The following is a 25,529-nucleotide window of genomic DNA, read 5'->3' as shown; positions in this document are numbered from 1 at the left end:
GTCGGTATTCCGTCGGTTTTCCGGCGGGTCTTTCGGGTTACGCGGCCTGCGGTGCCAGTACCGGCACTTCGGCCTCTTCGGAAATGTCGGTGATCAGCATGTGGCCGGGGCGGTGGGTGATGCAGAGCGGCGGCGCGGCGGCCTCGATCGCCACTTGCGGCGTCACCCCGCAGGCCCAGAACACTGGCACATGATCGCCCGCGACCGGTGCGGGATCGCCCCAATCGGGGCGCGTGATGTCGGTGATACCGATTTCCGCCGGGTCGCCCACATGCACCGGCGCGCCATGCGCGAGTGGGTAGCGGCGCGACAGTGCCACTGCCTCGTCCACGCGATCAGGCGGCAGGGCGCGCATGCTGACCACCATCCGCGCCGAGAACGGCCCGGCGGGCACGCAAGCGCGGTCGGTGCGGAACATCGGCACCGTGGTGTCATTCTCGACATGCCAGAGCGGGATGCCCGCCTGCATCAGCGCGTGCTCGAAGGTAAAGGAACAGCCAAGCGCGAAGGCCACCATGTCGTCGCTCCACAGAGCGGTGATGTCGGTCACCGAGCGCTCAAGCCGCCCGTGGCGATAGATGTTGTAGGCGGGCACGTCGCTGCGGATGTCGATATCGCGACCCAGCGTGCGCATCATCGCATCACCGGTGTCCGACACGCCCACCAGTGGGCAAGGCTTGGGGTTGCGCTGGCAGAACCGCATGAAATCGAGCGCCATGTCGGCGGGCAGGATCACGAGGTTGGCCTGCAGATACCCGCGCCCGAGCCCGGCGGTGTGCCCAGCATAGCGCCCGGTGCGGATCGCACCGCGAAGGGTGGGCAGATCGGTCCGTCTCAGATGATCGAAATCGGTGGTCACAGGGGCGCCTCCTTGAGCGACCCCGCCACCGTGACCGCGTCGAAGTATAAAATCAAATCGAATAAATTTGTCGGATGATATAGAAATTATCTATCGCCCATCCTGTCATCGAGCGTCGCGCGATACTCCTGTGCCACGTCGCGTGCCGCGTGCGCCGCGAATTCGACCATGTGGCTACGGGGCTCGGCCAGCCATGAGGCGGTAAAGCGCAAGGGCGGCGGCACCCAGCCGGGATGAAACTCGCGGATGCGTCCCGCCGCGACGTAATCCGCGCCCAGCGCGCGCGGCAGGGCGGCGATGCCCAGGTCGGCCTCGACCAGCCGGAAACAGGCCGAGAGCGACGAGGAGGGAAAGATCGAGACGTCGGGGCCGACATGCTCGTAGAGCAGTTCACGCAGCTCGCGGTAGGGGCGGGTGTTGCGCGCATAGGTCAGCACCGGACGGGTGAGATAGGCGCCCGGGTCTGCCTCGACCGGTGCCGAGGCGGCGACATACCATGCGAGATCGAAGCCCGGCAGCTCGATATTGTCTACCGTGTACTCGGAAATCGGCCCCAGCAGGATCGCCAGGTCGATCTCGCGGCCCAACAGGCGCTCGCGCAGATCGAGCGAGATATCCACGTTGAACTCGATCTCCAGCCGGGGAAACCGGCGGTGCAGCCGGGCGATGAGATCGGGCAGCCAGCATTGCGCGATGGTCTCCGAGACGCCGATCCGCAGATGCCGCTCAAGCGCCTCGGGGTCGATCACGTCCTTCTCGATCATCTCCTGCAATCGCTCGAACTTTTCGGCATAGACCAGCAGCCGCTCGCCCTGCTTGGTCAGCGTCATGCCACCGGCCTCGCGGTCGAACAGCGTGCCTTGCAGGCTGTCCTCGAGATTGCGGATGCGGGCGGTCACGGCGGGTTGCGTGAGGTTCAGGCTGACCGCCGCGCGCCGGACGCCCCCGGTCCGGACGACGGCAAGAAACGTGTGCAGATGGGCAAGGTTGAGCGGGGTCATGCGCGGTGTCCTGTGCTGTCGCGTGGCCACCCTAGCCCCTGCGCGCGCGCCATGCCACGGCTCTCACGCCTCGGTGGAGAGCGCGTAGCCCGGGGGGGCGAGCGCGGTGACGCAGGTGATCGGCGCAATGCCCAGCCAGGTGCCGCGCTCGATGACGAAGAGCGCGTCGCCCGCCCGCGTACCCAGCAATTCGGCCTGTGCATCGGTGGCGTTCGCCGCCGAGAAACGCAGCGTGCAGCGGCTATAGGGACGGTGCGCGAGCAGCCATTCATTGGCGCTCTCACGGGTGAGGTCCACGTCCACGATTTCGGGCACTGTGGCGAGACTGATCCAGCGGTCCTCGTACATGAAGGGTCTGCGGTCGGCGAGGTGCAGCGCCTGCGCGCGCAGCATCTGCTCTGGCGCTGCCAGCCCCATCGCGGCGGCGACCGAATGCGGCGTCTGCAAAATCTCGCGCGCCACAAGCTGATAGCCATATGCGCGCCCGGTCGCCTCGACCTCCTCGCGCGCAACGGGGATGTCAAAGGTGGCGCGGGTGACGGGCCGCGCCAGTACCCGGCTCCCGCCCTTGCGCTTACGTTCTATCAGCCCGTCGTCGGCCAGTGCGCGCATGGCGCGCTGTACGGTGGCGCGGGCGCAGCCCAGTTGCTCTGCCAGGTCGGCGTCGCGCGGCAGCCGCGCACCGGGCGGATAGGCCCCCGACAGGATGCGCTCGTGGATGATCTCGCGCAGCGCGCGCCAGCCCTGCCGGTCGCTGCCTTTATCCGGGGCGCTCATGCCCGGGCCTCCAATTCGGCCATGACCGCGCGGAACCGCGCACAGATCGTGTCGCGCCTGATGTGGCGACCCTCGCGCACGACGTGGCGCCCGCCGCTCCACACATCCGTGACGCAGACCGCACCGTGGCCTCCGAAGATGGCGGTGTCGAGCGCGGTATCGCCGGTGCGGTTGCAGAGCCATTCGTTGTCGGTGGCGAGCGCCACGAGGTCGGCCAACGCCCCCTTTGCGATCCGCCCCGCGTTGCGCCCGCCCGCCTGCGCCCCACCCGCGAGCGCCGTGTCATAGAGCCGCCGACCGGTGGACACCCCTTGCATGGCAAGCGCGGCGCGGCTGCGGTCGCGCAGGCGTTGCGAATATTCCAGTGTGCGCAGTTCGTCGAAGAGGGCGATATGGACGTTGGAGTCGGAACCGATCCCGGCGTGCCCCCCTGCCCCAAGGTGGCGCACCCCATCGAAAATCCCGTCGCCGAGATTGGATTCGGTGATCGGGCAGAGCCCAGCCACCGCGCCGGTGGCGGCAAGGCGGGTCGTCTCTTCGGGCGTGATCTGCGTGCAATGAATGAGGCACCAGCGCGCGTCAACGTCGTGATTGTCGAGCAGCCATGTCACGGGTCGCGCGCCCCGGTGGGCCTGCACCTCTTCCACCTCGGCGACCTGCTCGGCCAGGTGCATGTGGACGGGGCCGTCGCCGACCAGCGCCAGCGCCGCCGCCATGCCACCCGCGTCCACCGCGCGCAGCGAATGCGGGGCCACGCCGATCCGGTCATCGGCATGGCCATGCGCCGCGACGTGCCGCGCCGCGCCCGCGTGGAGCCGCGCGAATTGGTCCGGGTCGTTGCCGAACCTGCGCTGCCCGCCCGCGAGCGGGCGCGCGTCGCAGCCACCCCATTGGTAGAGCACCGGCAGGAGCGTGAGACCGATCCCGGCCTGCTGCGCCGCCGCCACGATCCGCGCCGACATCTCGGCGGGGTCGTCATGGGGCTGCCCCCCGGCGGCGTGGTGGAGGTAGTGAAACTCGGCCACCGCGCCATAGCCCGCCTCGAGCATCTCCATGAACACCATCGCCGCGATGGCCTCCACCCGGTCGGGATCGAGCCCGCCCAGAAAGCGATACATCTGCTGCCGCCATGTCCAGAACGTGTCCGCCGGGTCGGGGCCGCGCGCCTCGGTCAGCCCCGAGATCGCCCGCTGAAACGCATGGCTGTGCAGGTTGAGCGGCGCGGGCAGGAGCAGGTCGAGGTGATGCGCGACGCGGGCGGTCATGGGGCCAACGGACTCGATTCGCCCATCGTCGCCGATCCGGATTTCGACGTCCCGCTGCCAGCCCTCCGACATAAGGGCCTGACTTGCCGTGAGAATTTGCATGGCGCGACTCCGTTGACAAAATATGTGCATACATATTACTGTTAAATACGCTGATAATCAAGGACAGGTGTCATGACCGCGCCCCTTTTGCTCACCGATCTTCGCGCCGCCACCCTGTCGCCGGGCGGTGCCGCCTACGGTCTGATCGACGAGGCGGCCATCGCCATCGACGGCGGCACGATCCGCTGGGTGGGCCCCGCCCAGGACCTTCCCGCCGGCATGGCTAGCTGGCCCGCCCGCAGCCTCGGAGGTCGGCTGGTCACGCCTGCGCTGATCGATTGTCACACCCATATCGTGCATGGCGGCAACCGCGCCCGTGAGTTCGAGATGCGGCTGGAGGGGGCGAGCTATGAAGAGATCGCGCGTGCGGGAGGCGGTATCGTCTCTACGGTGAGTGCCACGCGGGATGCGGATGAGGCGACGTTGTTCGCCGAGGCGCTGACCCGCGTCGATGCGTTGATCGCCGAGGGCGTGGCAACGGTCGAGATCAAGTCGGGCTATGGCCTTGATCGCGAGACCGAACTCCGGATGCTGCGCGTGGCGCGGCGGATCGGCGAGATGCGGCCCGTGACCGTGGTCACGAGCTTTCTGGGCGCGCACGCGGTGCCCGCCGGGGAGGATGCCGACCGCTATATCGACGAGGTGTGCCTGCCCGCGCTTGAAGCGGCGCACGCCGAGGGCCTCGTCGATGCGGTGGACGGGTTCTGCGAGGGGATCGCGTTTGACGCGACGCAGATCGCGAAGGTCTTTGACCGAGCGACGGCGCTGGGCCTGCCGGTCAAACTCCATGCCGAGCAGTTGAGCCACATGGGCGGCACCGCGCTCGCCGCGCGTTACGGCGCGCTCTCAGTTGATCACGTGGAATACGCGACGGCGGCGGATGCCGAGGCGCTGGCGCGGGCGGGGTCGGTCGCTGTGCTGTTGCCGGGCGCGTTCTATACGCTGCGCGAGACGCAAATCCCCCCTGTGCAGGCCTTCCGCGAGGCGGGGGTGCCTATGGCGGTGGCCACCGATCTCAACCCCGGATCGTCGCCGCTCGGCTCACTGCTGCTGGCGATGAACATGGCCTGCACCCTCTTTCGCCTGACGCCGGAGGAGGCGCTCGCCGGTGCCACGCGGCACGCGGCCCGCGCACTCGGGTTGCGCGACCGGGGCGAAATCCGCGCCGGGCTGCGGGCCGATCTGGCGGTGTGGAACGTGGAGACGCCTGCGGAACTCTCCTACCGGATCGGCACCAATCCCCTGCACACCCGCATCGTTGGAGGACAATCGTGACCGAAACGCTCACTCCCGGGGCCACAACGCTGGCGCAACTGGAAATACTTTGGCGTGACGGGGATGCCGCGCGGCTAGACCCGGCGTCGCGCGAGGGAATCGGACGCGCGGCGGCGCTGGTCGAACGGGCGGCGCAAGGGGAGGCTGCGGTTTACGGCGTCAACACCGGCTTCGGCAAACTCGCCTCGGTCAAGATCGCGCCCGGGGACACCACGCAGCTTCAGCGTAACCTGATCCTGTCGCATTGCTGCGGCGTTGGTGAAACGCTGGATACCCCGACCACGCGGCTGATGATGGCGCTGAAGCTATTGTCATTGGGGCGTGGCGCGTCCGGTGTGCGGTGGGACATATGCGCGCTGATCGAGGGGATGCTGGCCGCCGGTGTCGTACCGGTTATCCCGGCGCAAGGCTCGGTCGGCGCATCGGGCGATCTGGCCCCATTGGCGCATATGGCGGCGGTCATGATCGGCGCGGGCGAGGCGGTATACGAAGGCGAGACGCTGCCGGGCGGCGTGGCGCTGTCGCGGGCGGGGCTCGCCCCCGTGGTGCTCGGCCCCAAGGAGGGGCTGGCGCTGATCAACGGCACGCAGTTTTCCACAGCCTGCGCGCTAGGCGGGCTGTTCGAGGCGATGACGCTCACGCGCGGGGCGGTAGTGACCTCGGCGCTCTCGACCGACGCGATCATGGGCTCGACCGCGCCGCTGCACCCGATGATCCACGATCTGCGCGGGCATCGCGGGCAGATCGACGTGGCCGCCGCGATGGCCACGCTGATGGACGGCAGCGTCATTCGCGAGAGCCACCGCGAGGGTGACACCCGGGTGCAGGACCCCTATTGCATCCGCTGTCAGCCGCAGGTGACGGGTGCGGCGCTCGACCTGATCCGCTGGGCCGCGCGGACGCTGGAGGTGGAGGCCAACGCGGTGACGGATAATCCGCTGGTGCTGACCGATGACGGCGCGATCCTGTCGGGCGGGAATTTCCATGCCGAACCGGTGGGATTCGCCGCCGATACGATGGCGATGGCGATTTCCGAGGTGGGGGCCATCGCGCAACGGCGCGTGGCGCTGATGGTCGATCCGACGTTGTCCTTCGACTTGCCGCCGTTCCTCACGCCCGATCCGGGGCTGAATTCGGGCCTGATGATCGCCGAGGTGACGACCGCTGCGCTGATGAGCGAGAACAAGCACCTGGCGCATCCCTGCACCATCGACAGCACGCCCACATCCGCCAATCAGGAAGACCATGTGAGCATGGCGGCACACGCCGCGTATCGGCTTAGGCACATGACCCGCAACCTGTCGGTGATCCTGGGTGTCGAGGCGATCTGTGCCGCGCAGGGCATTGAGGCGCGCGCGCCGCTGGAGACCTCTGGGCCGTTGCGGGATGCCGTGGCGTGCCTGCGGGGGGTGGTGCCGAGCCTCGGGGCGGATCGCTACATGGCCCCCGATCTGGAGGCGGCCGCCGCGCTGATGCGCGAGGGCGCGCTGGTGCGGGCGGCGGGGCTGGAGCTGGCGCTATGATCGAGGTGATGCAAGGGGATGGCCCGCTGGTGCTGGGTCTGCCGCATACGGGCACGTATGTACCGCCGGAGATAGAGACGCGGCTCAATGAGACGGGTCGGGCACTGGCGGATACCGATTGGCATATCGAGCGGCTTTACGATGGGCTGGTCGAGGGCGTGACGACGGTGCGCACACGCGCGCATCGCTACGTGATCGACGTGAACCGCGCGCCCGACGACGAGACCCTCTATCCCGGGCAGAACACAACGGGGCTGGTGCCGCTGACCGATTTTGATGGCCTGCCGATCTGGCAGGATGGGAAAGAGCCGGACGCAGCGGAGGTGGAGGCGCGGCGCGCGGCGTATCACGCGCCCTACCACGCCGCGCTGGCGGCGGAATTGGAGCGCGTGCGCGCGCGGAACGGCTTTGCCATTCTTTACGATTGCCATTCCATACGCTCACGTATTCCATTCCTGTTTGAGGGCACCCTGCCCGATCTGAATATCGGAACCAACGGTGGCTCGACCTGCGCGCCGGGGATCGCGGAGGCGGTCGAGGCGGTCTGCCGCGCGGCGGACGGATACACGACCGTCACCGATGGCCGCTTCAAGGGCGGCTGGACGACGCGCCACTATGGCCGCCCCGGCGAGGGGCTGCACGCGATCCAGATGGAACTGGCGCAGAGCACCTACCTCGCCGCCGAGACGCCACCGTGGGCCTATGACGCGCGCCGCGCAGAGCGCCTGCGCTCCACACTGCGCCCCATCTTTGATACCCTGTCGGACTGGAGACCGTGATGACCGATCCCCGCAAGAATACCCGCGATGTCTATCCCCCCACCGGCCCCGAACTGAACGCCAAGAGCTGGCAGACCGAGGCGCCGCTGCGGATGCTGATGAACAACCTGCACCCCGACGTGGCCGAGAACCCGCACGAGCTAGTCGTCTATGGCGGCATCGGGCGCGCGGCGCGGACGTGGGCGGATTTCGATTGCATCGTGGACAGCCTGAAGGACCTGGAGGCTGACGAGACGCTGGTGGTGCAGTCGGGCAAGCCGATTGCCATCGTCAAGACGCATGCCGACGCGCCCCGCGTGCTGATCGCCAACTCGAACCTCGTGCCGCATTGGGCCACCTGGGACCATTTCAGCGAGTTGGATCGCAAGGGGCTGATGATGTACGGGCAGATGACTGCCGGATCATGGATCTATATCGGGTCTCAGGGCATCGTGCAGGGCACCTACGAGACCTTTGCTGAGGCCGGGCGGCAGCATTACGGCGGTGACCTGGCGGGCAAGTGGATCCTGACCGGCGGGCTTGGCGGCATGGGCGGCGCGCAGCCGCTGGCCGCCGTGATGGCCGGGGCCTGCTGCCTCGCAGTGGAGTGCAACCCTGACAGCATAGATTTCCGCCTTCGCACGCGATACGTGGACGAGCGGACCGATAGTCTCGACGAGGCGCTCGCCATGATCGAGCGCTGGACCGCGGCGGGCGAGGCGAAATCCGTGGGCCTTCTCGGCAACGCCGCCGATGTCTTCCCCGAGATTTACCGGCGCGGCATCCGGCCCGATATCGTCACGGACCAGACGAGCGCGCATGACCCGGTCAACGGCTACCTGCCGCAGGGCTGGAGCATGGCGGAGTGGCGCGAGAAGCGCGAGAGCGACCCGAAGGCGGTGGAGCGCGCGGCGCGGGCAAGCATGAAGACCCATGTCGCCGCGATGGTGGATTTCTGGAACGCAGGCGTGCCGACGCTCGATTACGGCAACAATATCAGGCAGGTGGCGCTGGATGAGGGGTTGGAGAATGCCTTTGGCTTTCCCGGCTTCGTGCCCGCCTATATCCGGCCGCTGTTCTGCCGGGGCATCGGCCCGTTTCGGTGGTGTGCGCTGTCGGGCGACCCGGAGGATATCTACCGCACCGACGCCAAGATGAAGGAGCTGTTCCCCGAGAACACCAAGCTGCACAATTGGCTCGACATGGCGCGTGAGCGGATCGCCTTTCAGGGCTTGCCTGCGCGGATCTGCTGGATCGGGCTGGGCGACCGGCATCGAGCGGGGCTGGCGTTCAACGAGATGGTGGCGAGTGGCGAGTTGAGCGCGCCGGTGGTGATCGGGCGAGACCATCTCGATTCCGGCTCGGTCGCCTCGCCCAACCGCGAGACGGAGGCGATGAAGGACGGCTCGGATGCCGTGTCCGACTGGCCGCTGCTCAACGCGCTGGTGAACACCGCCTCGGGCGCGACCTGGGTGAGCCTGCATCATGGCGGCGGCGTGGGCATGGGATTTTCGCAGCACGCGGGCATGGTGGTGGTGGCCGATGGCACGCCAGAGGCGGCGAAACGGCTGGAACGGGTGTTGTGGAACGACCCGGCGAGCGGGGTCTGGCGGCACGCGGATGCGGGCTACGAGGACGCGCTCGCCTGTGCCCGAGAACACGGGCTGCGCCTGCCGCGCATCCTTGGGTAAGGTTCTGTCATAAATCTGTCACATCATCGTTACATTACCCTGACGCGCGTGCTATGCCGATTGCATCCGGCGGCGGTAGGGAGCAGGTTATTCCTCCGCGCAAATCAACGCGATATGGAAGGTCGGTTTGGATAGCCCTAGTCTCACCGTGTTTTTTCTACAGATTGCAGGGGCCGCGGCGCTGCTGATCTGGTCGGTGCGTCTGGTGCGCACCGGGGTCGAGCGTGCCTTCGCGGCGCGGTTGCGCCTGTGGCTGCGCCGGTCGGGGCAGAGCCGCCTGCTCGCTGCGATGACGGGGGGCGGCTGCGCGATGGCGCTGCAAAGTTCGACCGCCGTTGCCATACTCGTGGCCAATTTCGTCGCGGCGGGGGCCGTGCCGGCGGCGGCGGGGCTGGCGATGGTGCTCGGTGCCGATCTTGGCTCGGCGCTGGTGGCCAAGCTGCTGATGGTACGGCTGTCCTGGCTGATTTCGGTGCTGTTGCTCGTGGGCGTTGTGCTGTTCCTGCGCGGGCGACAGAGGCGCGTTCGCCAGACCGGGCGTATCCTGATCGGGCTGGGGCTGATCTTCGTGTCCCTGGACATGCTGCGCATGGCGACCTCGCCGCTTCTCGATAGCGCGGCGGCGGGCGCGGCGATGCAGTATCTGGCGCGCGACACGCTCTCCGCCTTCGTGATCGGTGCGCTGTTCGCATGGCTGGTGCATTCCTCGGTCGCTGCGGTGCTGCTCTTCGTGACGCTGGTGGCACAGGGATTGATGCCGCTCGCGGCGGCGATCGCGCTGATCCTCGGCGCGAACATGGGCGGCGCGGCCATCGCGGTGGTGCTGACGCTGGCCGCACAGCCCGAGGCGCGCCGTGTCGTCATGGCCAATCTGGTACTGCGGGGCGGGGCGGCCGGCCTCGTGCTGGCCGTGCTCACCGCGCTACAGCCACCGCTCGACTGGCTGGGCGCGTCGCCGGTCACGCAGGCGATCAACCTGCACATCGCGTTCAATCTCGGGCTTCTCCTGTTCTGCCTGCCGCTGGTGACGCTGGCCGACCGTCTGGCGCGGCACCTCGTCAACGCCCCGGGCGCGCCATCGGGGCTGGTGCACATGACCGCGCTCGACCCCGCCGCGCTCGACGCGCCGGACCGCGCCCTCTCGTGCGCCATGCGCGAGGTGATCCGCATCGGCGAAACCGTCGAGACGATGCTGCGCCCGGTGCCAAAGCTGTTCGAGCAGTGGGACGAGGCCGGGGCACAGGCGGTGACCGACAGCGCCGAGAGCGTGCGCAAGCGCCACCTCGAGACCAAGCTCTACCTCGCGCAGCTCAACCGCGCGGGTCTCGATGCCGAGCGTAGCCAGCGCGCGATGGACCTATCAGGGATCGCCGCGCATTTCGAAGCTGCGAGCGACACGATCGCGACCTCCATGCTGGGGCTGGCGCAGCGGCTTCACCGCGAAGGTGTGCATTTCTCGCGCCCCGGCTGGGAGGAAATCTGCGACTTCCACGACCGCGTGCTGGCCAACGCGCAGCAGGCGCTGGCGCTGATGATGTCCCAGCATCCCGATGACGCGCGCGACCTCGTGGCTGAAAAGGACACGATCCGCGATATCGAGGCACGCCTGCAGCGCGCCCATCTTGGGCGGCTTCGCGAGGGGCTGACCGAAAGCATCGAGACCAGCAACATCCACCAGGAGACGTTGCGCTCGCTCAAGCAGGTCAACACCGCCTTTACCATGGTGGCCTACCCGATCCTGACCGAGACAGGCGATCTGCTGTCGAGCCGCATGTCCAGCCGCGCCTGAGCGCGATTGCGGCTGGCGCGCGGCAACTGAGTTCAGGCGCTGTTGCGCATGAGCCGTGCGCGCCGGTTGGCGTAACGTTGCTGGTTGGGGGCGATTTCGGCGGCGCGGTCGAGGGCGGCGATCGCTGCCGCCTCGTCGCCATCCGCGCGGCAGAGATCGGCAAGGCGGCTGTGCAGTTCGGCGGTGCTGTCATCCATCTCAGCCGCGCGCTCCATCGCCGCGCGCGCCGCCGCCGCATCGCCCGCCGCGAGGTGAATCCGCCCCGTCAGGTAGTGCCAGAAGGCATGATCCGGTGCCATGGCGCGGCACGCCTCGATTTCCTTGAGCGCACCCGCGTGATCGCCTCCTAGCGAAAGGATTTCCGCCTGCCGCTTGGCAATGAGGGGTGCGTCGGGGTTGGCTGCGCGCGCCTCGGAGTTGCGCGTCAGTGCCGCCTCTATCCGGCCCATCCGCGCCTCGAGAAGCGCGCAGAAACTGTCGGGCAGCGTGCCGGGGGCAAAGCGCGGATCGGCCTCGATCCGGTCGCGCAGGGCGGCGAGATCGCGGGGGCTGTCCAGAAGCCGCGCCACCTTGCCGTCGATAGCGAAATCCGGCCACTCGATGGCGATGGTCGAGAGATCCGAGGCGCGCCGGCGCAGGATGCGCGCCTGCTGTACGAGGATGTTGGTCTGCTGGTAGGGGATGGGCAGCATCAGGAGCGTGTCGCGGTCGAAGGGCAGCACACGTCCGGGGCGCAGGCGACGCCGCTTGATCATGAAAGTGCCGATCACGGTCACGTCGGGCAGCATCGGTTTTTGCCAGAACGCCCGCAGAAAGGACCGCCGCGCCCCGTGCCGACGCCCCAGCGCGCCGAGGATATGCGCCTCCACCGCGAGCGCGGTGACGGTGTTTTCCTGCCATAGGTTGGGATGGGCAAGGGCGGCGCGGACATGGGCGAGGGCCTCGTCCCAGCGGTGCAGGTAGATGCCGCAAATCGCCTGCATCAGGGGCAGGAACGCGTTGTCGGCGCCCGCTGCGAGGATCGCCTCGCCGATGTCCCATGCGGCCTCGTCCCGGCCGGATTCCTGCAACCGGCGGGCCAGCTTGATATAGACATGCGCGGCCTCGCTCGGGGTGATGAATTCCGACACGCCGCGCCCGAACCGCTCTAGCAGGCGCTCGTAGGCGGCCTCGCGCTCGGGGACGGTCATGACCTCATGAAAGCACTTGCGCTCCTGCCCGCTCAGGCGTGCAGCGGCGCGGCTGAAGGCGCTGATCGGCGGCGCCACGATCTCGCTGGCGCGGGACATGGCGTAAAGCTCGAGGAAATCGCGCTGCACCGGCTTGCAGGCGGAGATGTCCACCAGATCGTCGATCCGCGCCACCTGTGCGTGCGCGGCGGTGAAGCGGGCGATGCTCTCGGGCTGATCGGAGAAGACCAGCGCGCCGGCATCGGCGTTCTTTTCGAGGTAGGCCGAGTAAAGCTCGTCCGGCTCGATCTTGGCGGGCCATTCCTTGTGCTTCCACGGTTCTTCGTTGAGGATGTCGCCGCGGCGGATGTGGTAGGCGATGGTGCGACCGCCCTGCGCGGCCATCGCCGCCTCGATTGCTGCCATGTGGCGCGCGACCACCGGGTTGAACCCGATCCGGGCGATGAAGCCGCGGAACCGCCCGCGCAGATCGCCGCCGTCCTCCCAAGGGAACTCCACGATCTCGAAACCCTCGTCGAGCAGCACATGCCCCCCGCCCGCGAGATGCGCCTCGAGCCGGTCGGGCGTGCGGTCCTTCAGAAAGGTTCGGAGCGGTTCGGTCTGCGCATCCAGCGCCTCGAAATCGGCGTTGTCGATGAAATGCCGCTTGATGAAGTCCGGGGCAAAGAGGTCTGCGGGCGTGTCGAGCTTGGGCGCCATCGCCCCGCGCGGGAACCAGTTGATGCGGAAATCGGTGCCGTAATCCTCGGCCAGACGGATGCTGTTGAGCATCATCAGCAGCCGCGCGCCAAGCTGATCCTTGCGCAAACCGATAAACAGGCCGCGGCCCGGATCGGCAGCATTGTCGGGCGCATTCGACATAAAACAACCTTTTCCCGTTGTGGAAAACTCTATACACTCAAGGGAAACAGTCGCAAGCGCTCCCGCTGCCGGGCAGTGGCGAAGGAGTAGGTCGGTTTATGCCAGCAGGGTCCAGGCTAGTGCTGAGCACCTCTCTGGTGCGCCCCACCTCCGCCTTCCTGGAATGGCTGGCGTGGCACCGAATGCTGGGGGCCAGCATCGTCAACGTGCTGATCGACCGCAGGCAGGCCACCGCGCACCCCCTTTTGAATGCGCTTGAGGCGGCGGGGCTGGTGCGGATCGTGCCGGTGGGCGTCGATCCCGACATGAAGGAAGAGCCGCACAATTCCGCCCTGCGGGCAGGCGGCATAGAGGGCGCGGAGAGTGGTGGCTATGGCCTCTTTCTAGGGCCGGACGAGTATTTTCGCATCCACAGCACGGCACAGACCATCCCCTCGCTGATGCGCGGGGCCGGGGGGGCGGATGTCCTGTCGGTGCCGGTCTGCGAGGCGGGGATCGGGGGGCACGAGCATCACGCACCGGGACCGGTGCTGCACTTGGCCCGCCCGGTGGCCACGCCCGGATCAGGCGCGCCCTTGCGCAGCGTGGTGCGGCTGGGCCTCTTTTCGGCACGCACCCCCGAGGTGCCGGTGGGGCCGGTTACGGGTGGCAGGCCGGTCAACTGGGTGGACGGCGACGGCAAGGCCCTGCCCGAGCCGCATAGCCGCGTGGCCTGGGCACGGTCCGGGCATGGCGATGCGATGGCGCGCGCCTCGGTCCTGCACATAGCGGCCCCCACCTCGGAAACCCTGCTTCTGCGCGCGCAGCACCTGCCGGCCAAGCAACAGCCCGGCCCCGAGGCAATGCTCGCCCGCCTCGCCGATCTGGCGGCGATCGACGGGCCGCCGCACGCGATCGGGCCACGCGCCGCGGCGCTGGAGGCGCAGATTGCAGAGCTGATGGCGCTGCACGGGGTGGCCGGCGCGCAAACCGCCCTCGTGGCCGAGGAGCGCGAGACGCTGGCGAAGATTCTTCCCGCAGCGGCCCCGCCCCCCGCCCCCGAGACAGAGAGCGCGGGCGAAGCGCAAGATACGGCGTCTACGGAACCCGCGCTGCCCGAGTGGTTCGCCGAGATTCATACCGGCGGTGACCGGCAGGGGTTTTACACCCGGCTCGAACATCATGCTGTCATGTGCATCCGCCGCGATCCCGCGCGGCTTGTCGTGACCTTCGACAACCTGTCCAACGTCAACGACCTCTCGCCCGGGCGCGAGCCCTGGGCCTATCGCTTCGTACGCGAGAACGGCTGCTCGCACCTGTCGGTCATGGCGCGGCGCAAGGACTGGTACCGCTGCCCGCAACTCATCGCGTATCTCGAAAAGCTCAGCGATGACGGGCTGTTCGCGGAGTTCGACAAGGTCTGGCTGACCGGCACCTCTATGGGCGGTTTCGCGGCGCTGGCCTTCTCGTCGCTCGCACCCGGCGCCACGGTCATCAGCTTCAACCCGCAGACCACGCTCGATGAAGCGCTCGTGCCGTGGGAAGAGCGGTTCGGCATGGGGCGCGCGCGCGACTGGTCCCTGCCGCATTCCGATGCCGCCTTCGAGATCGACGAGGCAGAACGCGTCTTCGTGCTCTACGATCCGTTCTTCCCCCCCGACCGCCGCCACGTCGAGCGGCTGGAGGGTGACAACGTCACCCCGCTCAAGACATGGTGTTCGGGGCATTTCTCGCCGGTATTCCTGCGCCGGGCCAACCTATTGAAGCCGGTCATGCAGCACGCGCTCGACGGGACGCTGACGCCCTCGGTGTTCTATACCCTCTACCGCGAGCGCCGCCTCCTGCCGTGGTATCGCAAGGCCTTGCAGACCAACCTTCAGGAGCGCGGGCACGATCGGCTCGCGCGGATCGTCAGTCCTGCTTTTCGCAAGATCAAGCGCGAGGCCGCCGAATGACCGTGCCGCAGGAGTTTGCAGCCGCGCTTCCCGCGCCCGCCCTCGGCGGCAGCCATGTCATCATGACCACGATGAAGAATGAGGGGCCGTTCATCCTCGAATGGGTGGCGCACAACCTCGCCATCGGGTTCACCGGCTTCGTCATCTTTACCAATGATTGCGAGGACGGCACCGACCTGATTGCCGACCGGCTGACCGAGCTGGGCTATGCCAGCCACCGGCCCAACGATGTGTCGGACGGGTCGCCGCCGCAGCACAAGGCGCTGCGCCGTGCCACCGCGCATCCCTGGGTGCGCGAGGCCGATTGGCTGATGTGCCTCGACGTGGACGAGTTCATCAACCTGCGCGAAGGTCTGACGACCCTGCCGGGAATGATATCCGCCATGGGCGATTGCGATGCGGTGTCGTTCGTGTGGAAGCTCTTTGGCTGCGGCGGGGTCGAGGGCTACGAGGATCGCCCGGTGACCGAGCAGTTTACCCTCGCCGATATCGAGGACGATCCCGCCAACGGCCGCGCCACGGGTTTCAAGACCCTGTTCCGCAACAACGGGCTTTTCCGCAAGTATAACCCCCACCGCCCCAAGGGCGTGCCCGAGGATCGCGAGGGGGATGTGCGCTGGTCCGATTGCGGCGGCAACCTGCGGGAGATGAGCCAAGTGGGATGGCGCGCCTGGCCCGGCTTCAGCCACCGCTTCGCGCGGCTGCACCACTATTCGGTGCGCTCCATCGACAGCTTCCTCGTCAAGCGCGACCGCGGGCGCACCAACCACATCGCCCGCGAGCAGACCGAGCATTACTGGTCCGACATGAACGTGAACCGCACCGAGGATCGCAGCATCGCGCCCCATGCCGCGCGGATGCGCCCCATCCTCGACGCGCTCCGCGCCGATCCGGTGCTTGGCCCGCTTCATGTGGAGGCCTGCGACTGGCACCGCGCCAAGATCGCCGAATTACGCGGTCGCCCCGGCTGGGACGAGTTCCGCGACTGGCTGCGCGAGAACCGGATCGTGACGACAAGTGACATAAAAACAAGGGATTACTGAGCGAGAGACGCGCTCGCAACGTCGGAGCATCTGCCAGGATCGACGGCGCGACTGTATGTCGAACGCGAACGGTAACCCAACGCATACCAAACGCCGCTTGGCCGGGACCACTCAGGTGGATTTCTTGTAGAGCCGCGTGAGGTCGAAGATACCATCCAGTTCCTCGAACCGGGCGCGGGTGTCGGTCCAGGAGGTCTCCTGCACCGCGGCGATCAGCGCCTCCAGCAACATCATGGTGGAGATGTTTGAATCCCAGGCCGACGGAATCTCGCCCCAGCAGTTGAATATCTGGTCGGCGATCTTGCTCACCGGCGAGGTCCACTGATCGGTGATCAGGATCACGGTCACGCCGCGATCCTTGGCCAGTTCTGCCAGCCGCAGGAGGTTCGTTTCATAGCGGCGGATATCGAACATCAACAGAACGTCACCGTGCGTCATGTCCAGCACGTAATGCGGCCAGGTGGCGGCCGAAGAGGTCATATGCGTGACCCGCGGGCGAATCGCCTGAAGATGGGTGAAGGCGTAATCCGCCAGCGCCCGGGTCACCCGACCGCCGACCACGAATAGCTGCCCATCGCAATCGGCCATGCGGTGCACCGCGGCGTCGAATCGTCCGGTGTCCACATGCGACAATGTCTGGCGCATGTTCTGCATCACCGCATCGGCGAAACGGTTGAGGATATGCGATTCCGGCGCTTCGGATGCCCAGCGCTCGCGCTTCTTCACCGGGCCCGAGACCGTCGCCTCCAACTCGTCGCGAAGCACCTGGTGGAACTGCGGAAAGCTCTGGAAACCCAGCTTCTTGACCATCCGCGCAACCGTCGGGGTCGAAACGCCGGCATTCGCGGCCACGATCGTGATCGAGGCCAGCCCCGCCGCCGGGTAATTCTCGAGCAGCGCATTGGCGAGCTTGCGCTCGGACTGGGTGAGCTGATCGTATTCCGTGCGGATCAGGTCGCGCACTGTCTTGGTCGGCTCGGGCATTGTGGCGTTCCCGTCTTGCCCCCATGCAATCACTGCGCCCGCGCCTCGCACAAGATCCGTGCATCGGGGACGGCCATGAAATTCTCTTCTGAAGATATATTGACAGAATAAAAAAATACAGAAAATAATTGAACAAAGCTCGGGGGGTGTCTTGACCACTGTCAGCAACGCGAATTTTGGACCGGCCGCAGATGTCATCAACCCCGATGGCACGGGCGATGTCGTGCTGATCTGCGAACACGCCTCGAACGCGATTCCCGCACCGCTGAACGGCCTTGGCCTGACCGACGAGGTGCGCGGCAGCCATGTCGCCTGGGATCCGGGCGCGCTGGGCGTGGCGCGGCACTTGTCGCGGGCGCTGAACGCGCCGCTGATCGCCGGACGGGTGTCGCGGCTGGTCTATGATTGCAATCGCGCGCCCGAGAGCCCCAGCGCCATGCCCGCGCAGACGGAGAGGGGCGACATTCCCGGCAATGCGGGGCTGGACGCCGCGGCACGCGCGGACCGCCTCGCCGCCGTGTATCGCCCGTTCTGCGCGGCGGTCAGCCGGGTGCTGGATTCCCGCGCCGCGCGCGGTGCCCGCACCGCGCTGGTCACGATCCACAGCTTTACGCCAGTGTTCCACGGCCAGCCCCGGGACGTGGAAATCGGCATCCTGCACGACAGCGACAGCCGCCTCGCCGATGCCATGCTTGCAGCGGCCGACGCCCTGCCCGGGCGCGACATCCAGCGCAATGCTCCCTATGGCCCCGGGGACGACGTGACCCACAGCCTTGGGCTGCACGGCGTCGCGCGCGGGCTACCCAACGTGATGATCGAGATTCGCAGCGACCTGCTGGCCGACACGCGCGGCGAGGAACGGATGGCCAGTGAAGTGAAGCGCCTGCTCGACCCCGCGCTCATGGTCGAATCGGTCTGGTCGCGGGAGGGAGCCCATGCCTAGGCTTGTTTGGGCCTATGTCCGCGGTGTTGACCGGGTGAACCGGGCACTCGGCCGGTGCGCGATGTATCTCATCTTCGTGCTGATCGGCATCCTGTTGTGGTCCTCGGTCTCGAAGACGTTCTTTCTGCCCTCGCTCTGGACGCTCGAAATGGCCCAGTTCACGATGGTGGCGTATTACATCCTCGGCGGCCCCTACTCGATCCAGCTTGGCTCCAACGTGCGCATGGATCTCTTCTACGGCCAATGGTCGCCCCACACGCGGGCCTGGGTGGATGCGTTCACGGTGTTGTTCCTGCTCTATTTTCTCGTCGTTCTACTGCTGGGCGGCCTCGGGTCGATGGCCTATTCCCTGGGCTATTTCGGCATGACGCCGTCGGAATTCTACGGCGCGCTGATCTCGTCCTTCTTCAGCGACGGGCTGTCCGGCGTCGGCGAGATTCTGGGCCGCATGGAACGGAGCCCGACCGCCTGGCGCCCCTATCTGTGGCCCATAAAGCTGGTGATGTGCATCGGCATCGTGATGATGATCCTTCAGGCCAGCGCGGAGTTCCTCCGTGATATCGGCCGCATTCGCGGAGAAGAAATCTGATGGCGCACGAGATGATCGCGCTGGTGATGTTCGCGGGCATGATGCTGATGCTCATGACCGGGCAGCGGGTCTTTGCCGCCATCGGATTCGTCGGCGCCCTGGCCGGGGTCCTGTTGTGGGGCACGGGTGGCGTCACGATCCCGTTCTCGGCGGCGATGAAGCTGATGAAGTGGTATCCGCTACTGACGCTGCCGATGTTCATATTCATGGGCTATGTGCTGTCGGAAAGCCGCATCGCCGACGACCTCTATCGCATGTTTCACGTCTGGATGGGGCCGATACGCGGTGGGTTGGCGATCGGTACGATCGGGCTGATGGTGCTGATCTCGGCGATGAACGGGCTGTCCGTGGCCGGCATGGCGATCGGCGCGACCATCGCCCTGCCCGAGTTGCTGCGCCGCGGCTATGACAAGACCATGGTCACCGGTGTAATTCAGGCCGGGTCCAGCCTGGGCATCCTCGTGCCACCCTCGGTGGTGCTGGTTCTGTACGCGATGATCGCGCGCCAACCGGTTGGCCAGTTGTGGCTGGCGGGGGCGCTGCCCGGCCTGATGATGGCGGGCCTCTTCATCCTCTACATCGCGCTGCGCTGCCGGATTCAGCCGGAGCTGGGTCCGGTTCTGCCCGCGGCAGAGCGCGAGGGCATTTCCCGGCGTGAGAAGATCCGCCTGCTGGGCGCGGGCATCCTGCCGCTGGTCATATTCATGACGATGATGGTCCCCTTCGTGAACGGCTGGACCTCGCTCGTCGAAAGCTCGGCCATCGGCGCGATGACGGCGTTCTTGGCAGCGGTGGTGAAGGGCCGCATGACGCGCGAGGTCTTCGAGAACTCGGTGCGCAGCACGCTGGCCATATCCTGCATGTTCATGTGGATCATCCTGGCGGCACTGGCCTTCGGCGCGATCTTTGACGGGCTGGGCGCGGTGCGCGCGATCGAGGGGGTGTTCACCAATTTGGGCCTCGGCCCCTGGGGGATCCTGATCCTGATGCAGCTCAGCTTCATCGTGATGGGCACGTTCCTCGACGATACGGCCATGCTGGTCATCGTTGCGCCGCTCTATGTTCCGCTGGTCGATCAACTCGGTTTCGACCTGATCTGGTATGGCGTGCTCTACACGATCACCACGCAGATCGCCTACATGACGCCGCCCTTCGGCTACAATCTTTTCCTGATGCGGGCAATGGCGCCGCCGGAAATCGGCCTCAAGGACATCTACCGCTCGATCGTTCCGTTCGTTCTGGTGATGGCGCTGGCGCTGGCGCTGGTGATGGTATTTCCGCAAATCGCGCTGTGGCTGCCCGGGCAGGTCTACGGAAACTAACCCAGAACCCCGATAAAACGGGGCCTCAACCAATAGGAGAGAGAAAATGACGACGACAAGACGCAAGTTCATCGCGAGTGCCGGTGCCGGTGCGGTTGGCGCTTCGCTCGCCGCGCCCGCGATCGCGCAATCCAGGATCACGTGGCGCATGCAGACCTATGCCGGCGCCGCGCTGGCCGAGCATGTGGTCAAGCCCGCGATCGACAAGTTCAATGCGATCGCCGGCGACGAGATGCAGATCGAACTCTACTTCGCGGACCAACTGGTGCCCACGGGCGAGCTGTTCAGCGCCATGCAGCGCGGCACGATCGACGCGGTGCAGTCGGACGACGATTCGATGGCCTCGCCCACGGCGGTGCGGGTCTTCGGTGGCTACTTCCCCTTCGGCACGCGCTATTCGCTGGATGTGCCGGTGTTGTTCAACCAGTATGGCCTGAAGGAAATCTGGGAAGAAGAATACGCCAAGGTCGGGGTCAAGCATATCTCGGCCGGGTCCTGGGATCCCTGCCATTTCGCGACCAAGGATCCGATCCACAGCCTGGCTGACATGAAGGGCAAGCGCATCTTCACCTTCCCGACCGCCGGACGCTTCCTGTCGCAGTTCGGCGTGGTGCCCGTCACCCTGCCATGGGAGGATATCGAGGTCGCGGTGCAGACCGGCGAGCTCGACGGTATCGCCTGGTCGGGCATCACCGAGGACTACACGGTGGGCTGGGCCGACGTGACCGATTATTTCCTGACCAACAATATCTCGGGGGCCTGGATCGGCCACTTCTTTGCCAACATGTCGCGTTGGGAGGAGCTGCCCGACCGGCTCAAGACGCTGCTGACAGTCTGCATGGAGCAGTCGCACTACTACCGTCAGTGGTGGTATTGGGGCGGCGAGGCAGGGCTTCGCGTGAATGGCGAGAAGATGAAGCTGACCACGATCCCCGACGAGGAATGGGAGACCGTGGAAAGCGCCGCCCAGACGTTCTGGAACGAACTCACCGAAGGGGACCCGGTCCGTGAGAAGGTGGTCGGCATCATCCGCGAGTACAACGAGGTCATGCGCCTCGCCGGTCGGCCCTATCGCTACGGCTGAGGCCCTCGGGCCACCCACCAACCAGGGATGCCCCGGCCCCATGCCGGGGCATCCGCACAGATGATCGAACCCGACAGGACAGGATCCGACCCATGCCCGCGCCTCTGACATTCGAAACTCTCAAGGAAAAGACCGCCCGCGGCGAGATCGACACCGTTCTCGTCTGCCTCGTGGACATGCAGGGCCGCCTGATGGGCAAGCGCTTCGTGGCCGAGCATTTCATCGAAGGCGCGTGGGAGGAAACCCATTGCTGCAACTACCTGCTGGCCACCGATCTCGAGATGTTCACCGTCGAGGGCTATGCCGCCACCAGCTGGCGCAGGGGCTATGGCGATTACGTGATGAGGCCCGACCTCGACACGCTGCGCCCGGTGCCGTGGCTGGAGGGAACGGCGATGGTGCTGTGCGACGTGCTGGACCACCACACCCACGAAGAGGTGCCGCACAGCCCGCGCACCATTCTCAAGCGCCAGATCGCGCGGCTGGCCGGTATGGGCCTGACCCCGATGATGGCGACCGAGCTGGAATTCTTCCTGTTCGCGAAAGGCTATGACGAGATCCGCAAGTCGGGCTTTCGCGACCTGGAGCCGATCAGCGCCTATAACGAGGATTACCACATCCTCCAGACCACCAAGGAAGAGCATGTGCTGCGCCCGGTGCGCAACCATCTTCGCGCGGCCGGGATTCCGGTCGAGAACACCAAGGGCGAGGCCGAAACCGGCCAGGCCGAGCTGAACATCAAATACGGCCCGGCGCTGGATTGCGCCGATTATCATGCGATCGCCAAGAACGCGGTCAAGGAAATCGCCTGGGCACAGGGCCACGCGGCCAGCTTCCTGCCCAAGTGGCACGCCGACCGGGTCGGCAGCTCCAGCCATGTGCATCAGTCCTTGTGGGCCGATGGCCACAACGCCTTTCACGACGCCGAGGGCTCGCATGGCATGTCGCAGCTGATGCACAACTACCTGGCCGGGCTGATCGCCCACGCGCCCGACATGACCGTGTTCCTCGCGCCCTATGTGAATAGCTACAAGCGGTTCCAGAAGGGCACGTTCGCCCCTACCGGTGCCGCCTGGTCGGTGGACAACCGCACCGCCGGGTTCCGCCTGTGCGGCGAAGGCACGAAGGCGGTGCGGATCGAATGCCGGATCGGTGGGTCCGACCTCAACCCCTATCTCGCGATGGCCGCGCAGATCGCGGCCGGAATCAAGGGGATCGAGGACGAGATGGACCTGCAGCCGCCTCTGTCCGGCGACGCCTACGAGGCAGAGGATGACAACCACATTCCCCGCACCCTCCGCGACGCCGCCGACGCGCTGGAGGGCTCGGCCATGCTGCGCGCGGCCTTCGGCGATGCGGTCGTCGATCACTATGTGCGCGCCGCCCGCTGGGAGCAGGAGGAATTCGACCGCGTGGTGACCGATTACGAGATCGCCCGCGGCTTTGAGCGCGCCTGAAGAGGATATCATGACGCAAACACTGACATGCATCTCGCCGATCGACGGATCGGTGTTCGCCGAACGCCCGGTCCTGAGCCGCGCAGAGGCGGACGGCGCGGTGGCGCGGGCGCGCGCCGCACAAGCCGACTGGGCAGCCCGGCCACTGGCCGATCGGGTCGACCTGGTGCGCAAGGGCATCGCCCGCGTGGGCGAGATGAACGACGAGATCGTGCCGGAACTGGCCCGGATGATGGGCCGCCCGGTCCGCTACGGCGGCGAATTCGGCGGCTTCGAGGAGCGCGGCAGCCACATGGCGGACATCGCCGAGGCGGCGCTGGCGCCCATCGTGATCGAATCCAGCGGCGCCTTCGAGCGCCGGATCGAGCGGGAGCCACACGGGGTGGTGCTGGTGATCGCCCCCTGGAACTATCCGTGGATGACGGCGATCAACACCGTCGCCCCGGCGCTGATCGCGGGCAACACGGTGATGCTGAAACATGCCACGCAGACGCTCCTGGTGGGCGAACGCATGGTCCGCGCCTTTGTCGAGGCGGGCGTGCCAGCCGACGTGTTTCAGAACGTCTTTCTCGACCATGACACCACCAGTGCCCTGATCGCCGCGCGCAGCTTCGATTTCGTCAACTTCACCGGCTCGGTCGGGGGCGGTCGGGCGATGGAACGGGCCGCGGCGGGCACCTTCACCCCGCTGGGGCTGGAACTGGGCGGCAAGGATCCCGGTTACGTGCTGGACGACGCCGATCCGGCCGCGGCCGCGGCCGGACTCATCGACGCGGCGATGTTCAATTCGGGGCAGTGTTGCTGTGGGATCGAACGGATTTATGTCCACGAAAGCCTTTATGACGATTTCGTCGCGCAGGCGGTCGACATCGTGCGCACCATGAAGCTGGGCAATCCGCTGAACAGTGAAACCACCATCGGACCGATGGCCAGCCGCCGCTTTGCCGATCTGGTACGCACCCAGATCGCCGAGGCCGTGGCCGCCGGTGCCACCGCGCATATCGACCCCTTCCCCGAGGATGACGGCGGTGCCTACCTGACACCGCAGATATTGACCGGCGTCACCCACGAGATGCGCGTGATGCGCGAGGAGAGCTTCGGACCGGTCGTGGGCATCATGCCGGTCCGCGACGACGCCCACGCCATCGCGCTCATGAACGACAGCGAGTTCGGGTTGACCGCCGCGCTCTGGACCCCGGACGCCGGGCGCGCGGCGCGGATCGGTCGACAGCTTCAAACCGGCACCGTGTTCATGAACCGCGCCGATTACCTCGATCCCGCGCTGTGCTGGACCGGCTGCAAGAATACCGGGCGCGGCGGCGGGCTGAGCGTGATTGGCTATCACAACCTGACCAGACCGAAATCCTATCATTTCAAGAAAGGGGCATCATGAACCTGACAGGCAACTGGACCTATCCCACCGCCATCAAGTTCGGCGCCGGCCGCATCGACGAACTGCCCGGCGCCTGCGCCGACGCGGGGATCACCAGACCGCTGCTGGTCACCGACAAGGGGTTGGCCGACCTGCCGATCACGCGCCAGGCGCTGAATATCCTCACGCAGGCCGGCATCGAGGTGGCGCTGTTCGCGCAGGTCGATCCCAATCCGAACGAGATCAACCTCGCCGACGGCGTCGCGGCGTTCCGCGATGGGGGCCATGACGGGGTGATCGCCTTCGGCGGCGGCTCGGGACTGGACCTGGGCAAGATGGTCGCCTTCATGGCCGGGCAGACCCGCCCGGTCTGGGATTTCGAGGATATCGGCGACTGGTGGACCCGCGCCGATGCAGAGGCCATAGCGCCGATCATCGCGGTGCCGACCACCGCAGGAACCGGCTCCGAGGTCGGGCGGGCCAGCGTCATCACCAATTCGCAAACCCACGTGAAGAAAATCATCTTTCACCCGAAGGTGCTGCCGCGCGTGGTGATCTGCGACCCGGAACTGACCGTGGGAATGCCCAAATTCATCACCGCGGGCACCGGCCTCGACGCCTTCGCCCATTGTGTCGAGGCGTTCTCCAGCCCGCACTACCACCCGATGAGCCAGGGCATCGCGCTCGAGGGGATGCGGCTGGTCAAGGAGTATCTGCCCCGCGCCTATGCCGACGGCACCGATATCGAGGCCCGCGCCCATATGATGAGCGCGGCGGCGATGGGATCGACCGCGTTCCAGAAGGGCCTGGGCGCGATTCATGCCCTCAGCCACCCGATCGGCGCGATCTACGGCACCCATCATGGCACCACCAACGCGGTCTGCATGCCGGCGGTTCTGGAGCTGAACGCAACGGAAATTGCGGACCGGTTCGACAAGGCCGCCGCCTATCTCGGCATCGAAGGCGGCTTCGACGGGTTCCGCGATTTCGTGCAGCGGCTGAACGACCGCTTGAACGTGCCCCGCCGTCTGTCAGAGATGGGCGTGGGCCGCGACCGGATCGACGATCTGACCGCGTTGGCGCTGACGGATCCCAGCTGCGGCGGCAACCCGGTAACGCTGACGCGCGAGAACGTGCGGGCGCTGTTCGACAAGATCATCTGACGCCGAACGTTGCCTTTCTAAGCGAAAGCCTTCGAGGTCCCCTCAGGGACACGGCTCCGATGATGCCGTGGTCTGGGCCGTTGCCCTGCGACACGGAGCCCGCCCGTGCGATGGGCACATCGGTATGGCGTTGAACCAGTATCATGTCGGTGGCCAGCGCCCCGACCTCGGACCGAAGTATGCATCCGGGGTGATCTCGACCGAAAGCAAGCGCGTGCGGGAGGGCGACGAAAACTGGTCGGTTCAGCCAAAAGCGCTTTCGCGCGCAGGCCTGTTGCGCCCAAAACGACTTTACCCGGACAGCCCCGTTACCGGCATCCTGAGCCAAATCTTCAAACACCTGATCCGGAAAATGGCGGAGGGAATGGGCGGGATTCAACTTTCTCCACCTTAGGGTCAGGATGCACTGATTTCCAACGCGCTGCGTGATTCACGGCCCGAAAAACGGAGCGGTGACATGAGCGAACTCTACTGGCTGACCGACGAGCAGATGGCCAAGATTTCACCTTTCTTCCCGAAGTCGCACGGCAAGCCACGGGTCGATGAC

General features: G+C 66.5%; 21 protein-coding genes and 1 pseudogene. 16 read left to right on the top strand and 6 right to left on the bottom strand.

Going from position 1 to position 25,529, the window contains the following annotated elements:
• Window positions 1-37: 37 nt before the first annotated feature.
• From AC13D8_RS05915 to AC13D8_RS05900, 4 genes are all read right to left on the bottom strand, one after another.
• Window positions 38-859 carry a putative hydro-lyase gene (locus tag AC13D8_RS05915; RefSeq protein ID WP_482968068.1) on the bottom strand — a complete coding sequence of 274 codons (822 nt, stop codon included), beginning with the start codon at window positions 857-859 and terminating at the stop codon, window positions 38-40.
• A gap of 86 nt (window positions 860-945) precedes the next feature.
• Window positions 946-1,860 (bottom strand): LysR family transcriptional regulator, encoded by a 915-nt coding sequence (locus AC13D8_RS05910; RefSeq protein WP_482968067.1) that lies wholly within the window; start codon window positions 1,858-1,860, stop codon window positions 946-948.
• Window positions 1,861-1,923: 63 nt separating this feature from the next.
• Entirely contained in the window at window positions 1,924-2,637 is a 714-nt protein-coding gene (locus AC13D8_RS05905; RefSeq protein ID WP_482968066.1) for a GntR family transcriptional regulator, read from the bottom strand.
• Window positions 2,634-4,004 (bottom strand): formimidoylglutamate deiminase, encoded by a 1,371-nt coding sequence (locus AC13D8_RS05900; protein WP_482968065.1) that lies wholly within the window; start codon window positions 4,002-4,004, stop codon window positions 2,634-2,636. Before AC13D8_RS05900 ends, AC13D8_RS05905 begins: the two co-directional genes overlap by 4 nt.
• A 72-nt stretch (window positions 4,005-4,076) precedes the next feature.
• Between AC13D8_RS05900 and hutI the strand changes: the two genes are divergently transcribed.
• The 5 genes from hutI (at window position 4,077) to AC13D8_RS05875 (ending at window position 11,040) form a co-directional block, all read left to right on the top strand.
• Entirely contained in the window at window positions 4,077-5,279 is a 1,203-nt protein-coding gene (gene hutI, locus AC13D8_RS05895) for an imidazolonepropionase (protein ID WP_482968064.1), read from the top strand.
• Window positions 5,276-6,802 (top strand): histidine ammonia-lyase, encoded by a 1,527-nt coding sequence (gene hutH, locus AC13D8_RS05890; protein ID WP_482968063.1) that lies wholly within the window; start codon window positions 5,276-5,278, stop codon window positions 6,800-6,802. Before hutI ends, hutH begins: the two co-directional genes overlap by 4 nt.
• The gene (gene hutG / locus AC13D8_RS05885) at window positions 6,799-7,581 is read left to right on the top strand and encodes an N-formylglutamate deformylase (RefSeq protein ID WP_482968062.1); all 783 of its coding nucleotides are present in this window, start codon (window positions 6,799-6,801) and stop codon (window positions 7,579-7,581) included. Before hutH ends, hutG begins: the two co-directional genes overlap by 4 nt.
• Window positions 7,581-9,251 (top strand): urocanate hydratase, encoded by a 1,671-nt coding sequence (gene hutU, locus AC13D8_RS05880; protein WP_482968061.1) that lies wholly within the window; start codon window positions 7,581-7,583, stop codon window positions 9,249-9,251. Before hutG ends, hutU begins: the two co-directional genes overlap by 1 nt.
• Window positions 9,252-9,399: 148 nt before the next feature.
• Window positions 9,400-11,040: a Na/Pi cotransporter family protein gene (locus AC13D8_RS05875; protein ID WP_482968060.1), complete on the top strand. Its 1,641-nt coding sequence runs from the start codon at window positions 9,400-9,402 to the stop codon at window positions 11,038-11,040.
• 32 nt (window positions 11,041-11,072) lie between these two features.
• Here the strand turns inward: AC13D8_RS05875 and AC13D8_RS05870 are convergent, their stop codons facing one another.
• Window positions 11,073-13,091, bottom strand: a complete 2,019-nt coding sequence (locus tag AC13D8_RS05870) for a hypothetical protein (protein ID WP_482968059.1) — start codon at window positions 13,089-13,091, stop codon at window positions 11,073-11,075.
• A 98-nt stretch (window positions 13,092-13,189) separates the two neighbouring features.
• Between AC13D8_RS05870 and AC13D8_RS05865 the strand changes: the two genes are divergently transcribed.
• Window positions 13,190-15,025, top strand: coding sequence for a hypothetical protein (locus AC13D8_RS05865; protein ID WP_482968058.1), 1,836 nt, complete (start codon window positions 13,190-13,192; stop codon window positions 15,023-15,025).
• The gene (locus AC13D8_RS05860; protein WP_482968057.1) at window positions 15,022-16,068 is read left to right on the top strand and encodes a glycosyltransferase family 2 protein; all 1,047 of its coding nucleotides are present in this window, start codon (window positions 15,022-15,024) and stop codon (window positions 16,066-16,068) included. Before AC13D8_RS05865 ends, AC13D8_RS05860 begins: the two co-directional genes overlap by 4 nt.
• A 111-nt stretch (window positions 16,069-16,179) precedes the next feature.
• Here the strand turns inward: AC13D8_RS05860 and AC13D8_RS05855 are convergent, their stop codons facing one another.
• Window positions 16,180-17,052, bottom strand: coding sequence for a MurR/RpiR family transcriptional regulator (locus tag AC13D8_RS05855; RefSeq protein ID WP_482968056.1), 873 nt, complete (start codon window positions 17,050-17,052; stop codon window positions 16,180-16,182).
• Between the two features lie 151 nt (window positions 17,053-17,203).
• Between AC13D8_RS05855 and AC13D8_RS05850 the strand changes: the two genes are divergently transcribed.
• From AC13D8_RS05850 to AC13D8_RS05810, 9 genes and pseudogenes are all read left to right on the top strand, one after another.
• Complete coding sequence (locus tag AC13D8_RS05850; protein ID WP_482968055.1) at window positions 17,204-17,995, top strand: N-formylglutamate amidohydrolase; 792 nt, start codon at window positions 17,204-17,206, stop codon at window positions 17,993-17,995.
• Window positions 17,988-18,584, top strand: coding sequence for a TRAP transporter small permease subunit (locus tag AC13D8_RS05845; RefSeq protein WP_482968054.1), 597 nt, complete (start codon window positions 17,988-17,990; stop codon window positions 18,582-18,584). Before AC13D8_RS05850 ends, AC13D8_RS05845 begins: the two co-directional genes overlap by 8 nt.
• The gene (locus AC13D8_RS05840; protein ID WP_482968053.1) at window positions 18,584-19,906 is read left to right on the top strand and encodes a TRAP transporter large permease; all 1,323 of its coding nucleotides are present in this window, start codon (window positions 18,584-18,586) and stop codon (window positions 19,904-19,906) included. Before AC13D8_RS05845 ends, AC13D8_RS05840 begins: the two co-directional genes overlap by 1 nt.
• A 46-nt stretch (window positions 19,907-19,952) precedes the next feature.
• Window positions 19,953-20,990 carry a TRAP transporter substrate-binding protein gene (locus tag AC13D8_RS05835; RefSeq protein ID WP_129432393.1) on the top strand — a complete coding sequence of 346 codons (1,038 nt, stop codon included), beginning with the start codon at window positions 19,953-19,955 and terminating at the stop codon, window positions 20,988-20,990.
• Window positions 20,991-21,082: 92 nt separating this feature from the next.
• Window positions 21,083-22,447, top strand: coding sequence for a glutamine synthetase family protein (locus tag AC13D8_RS05830; RefSeq protein WP_482968052.1), 1,365 nt, complete (start codon window positions 21,083-21,085; stop codon window positions 22,445-22,447).
• 10 nt (window positions 22,448-22,457) lie between these two features.
• The gene (locus tag AC13D8_RS05825; RefSeq protein ID WP_482968051.1) at window positions 22,458-23,840 is read left to right on the top strand and encodes an aldehyde dehydrogenase family protein; all 1,383 of its coding nucleotides are present in this window, start codon (window positions 22,458-22,460) and stop codon (window positions 23,838-23,840) included.
• Window positions 23,837-24,982 (top strand): iron-containing alcohol dehydrogenase, encoded by a 1,146-nt coding sequence (locus AC13D8_RS05820; protein ID WP_482968050.1) that lies wholly within the window; start codon window positions 23,837-23,839, stop codon window positions 24,980-24,982. Before AC13D8_RS05825 ends, AC13D8_RS05820 begins: the two co-directional genes overlap by 4 nt.
• Window positions 24,983-25,106: 124 nt before the next feature.
• Window positions 25,107-25,376, top strand: a complete 270-nt coding sequence (locus AC13D8_RS05815; protein ID WP_482968049.1) for a hypothetical protein — start codon at window positions 25,107-25,109, stop codon at window positions 25,374-25,376.
• Between the two features lie 63 nt (window positions 25,377-25,439).
• Window positions 25,440-25,529 (top strand): annotated as a pseudogene (locus tag AC13D8_RS05810) (IS5/IS1182 family transposase); the annotation flags it as partial.

The organism is Roseovarius sp. B-10, assembly GCF_056859295.1.
Note: the sequence above shows the minus strand (reverse complement) of the source record. Positions and strands in the feature narration are given on the sequence as shown.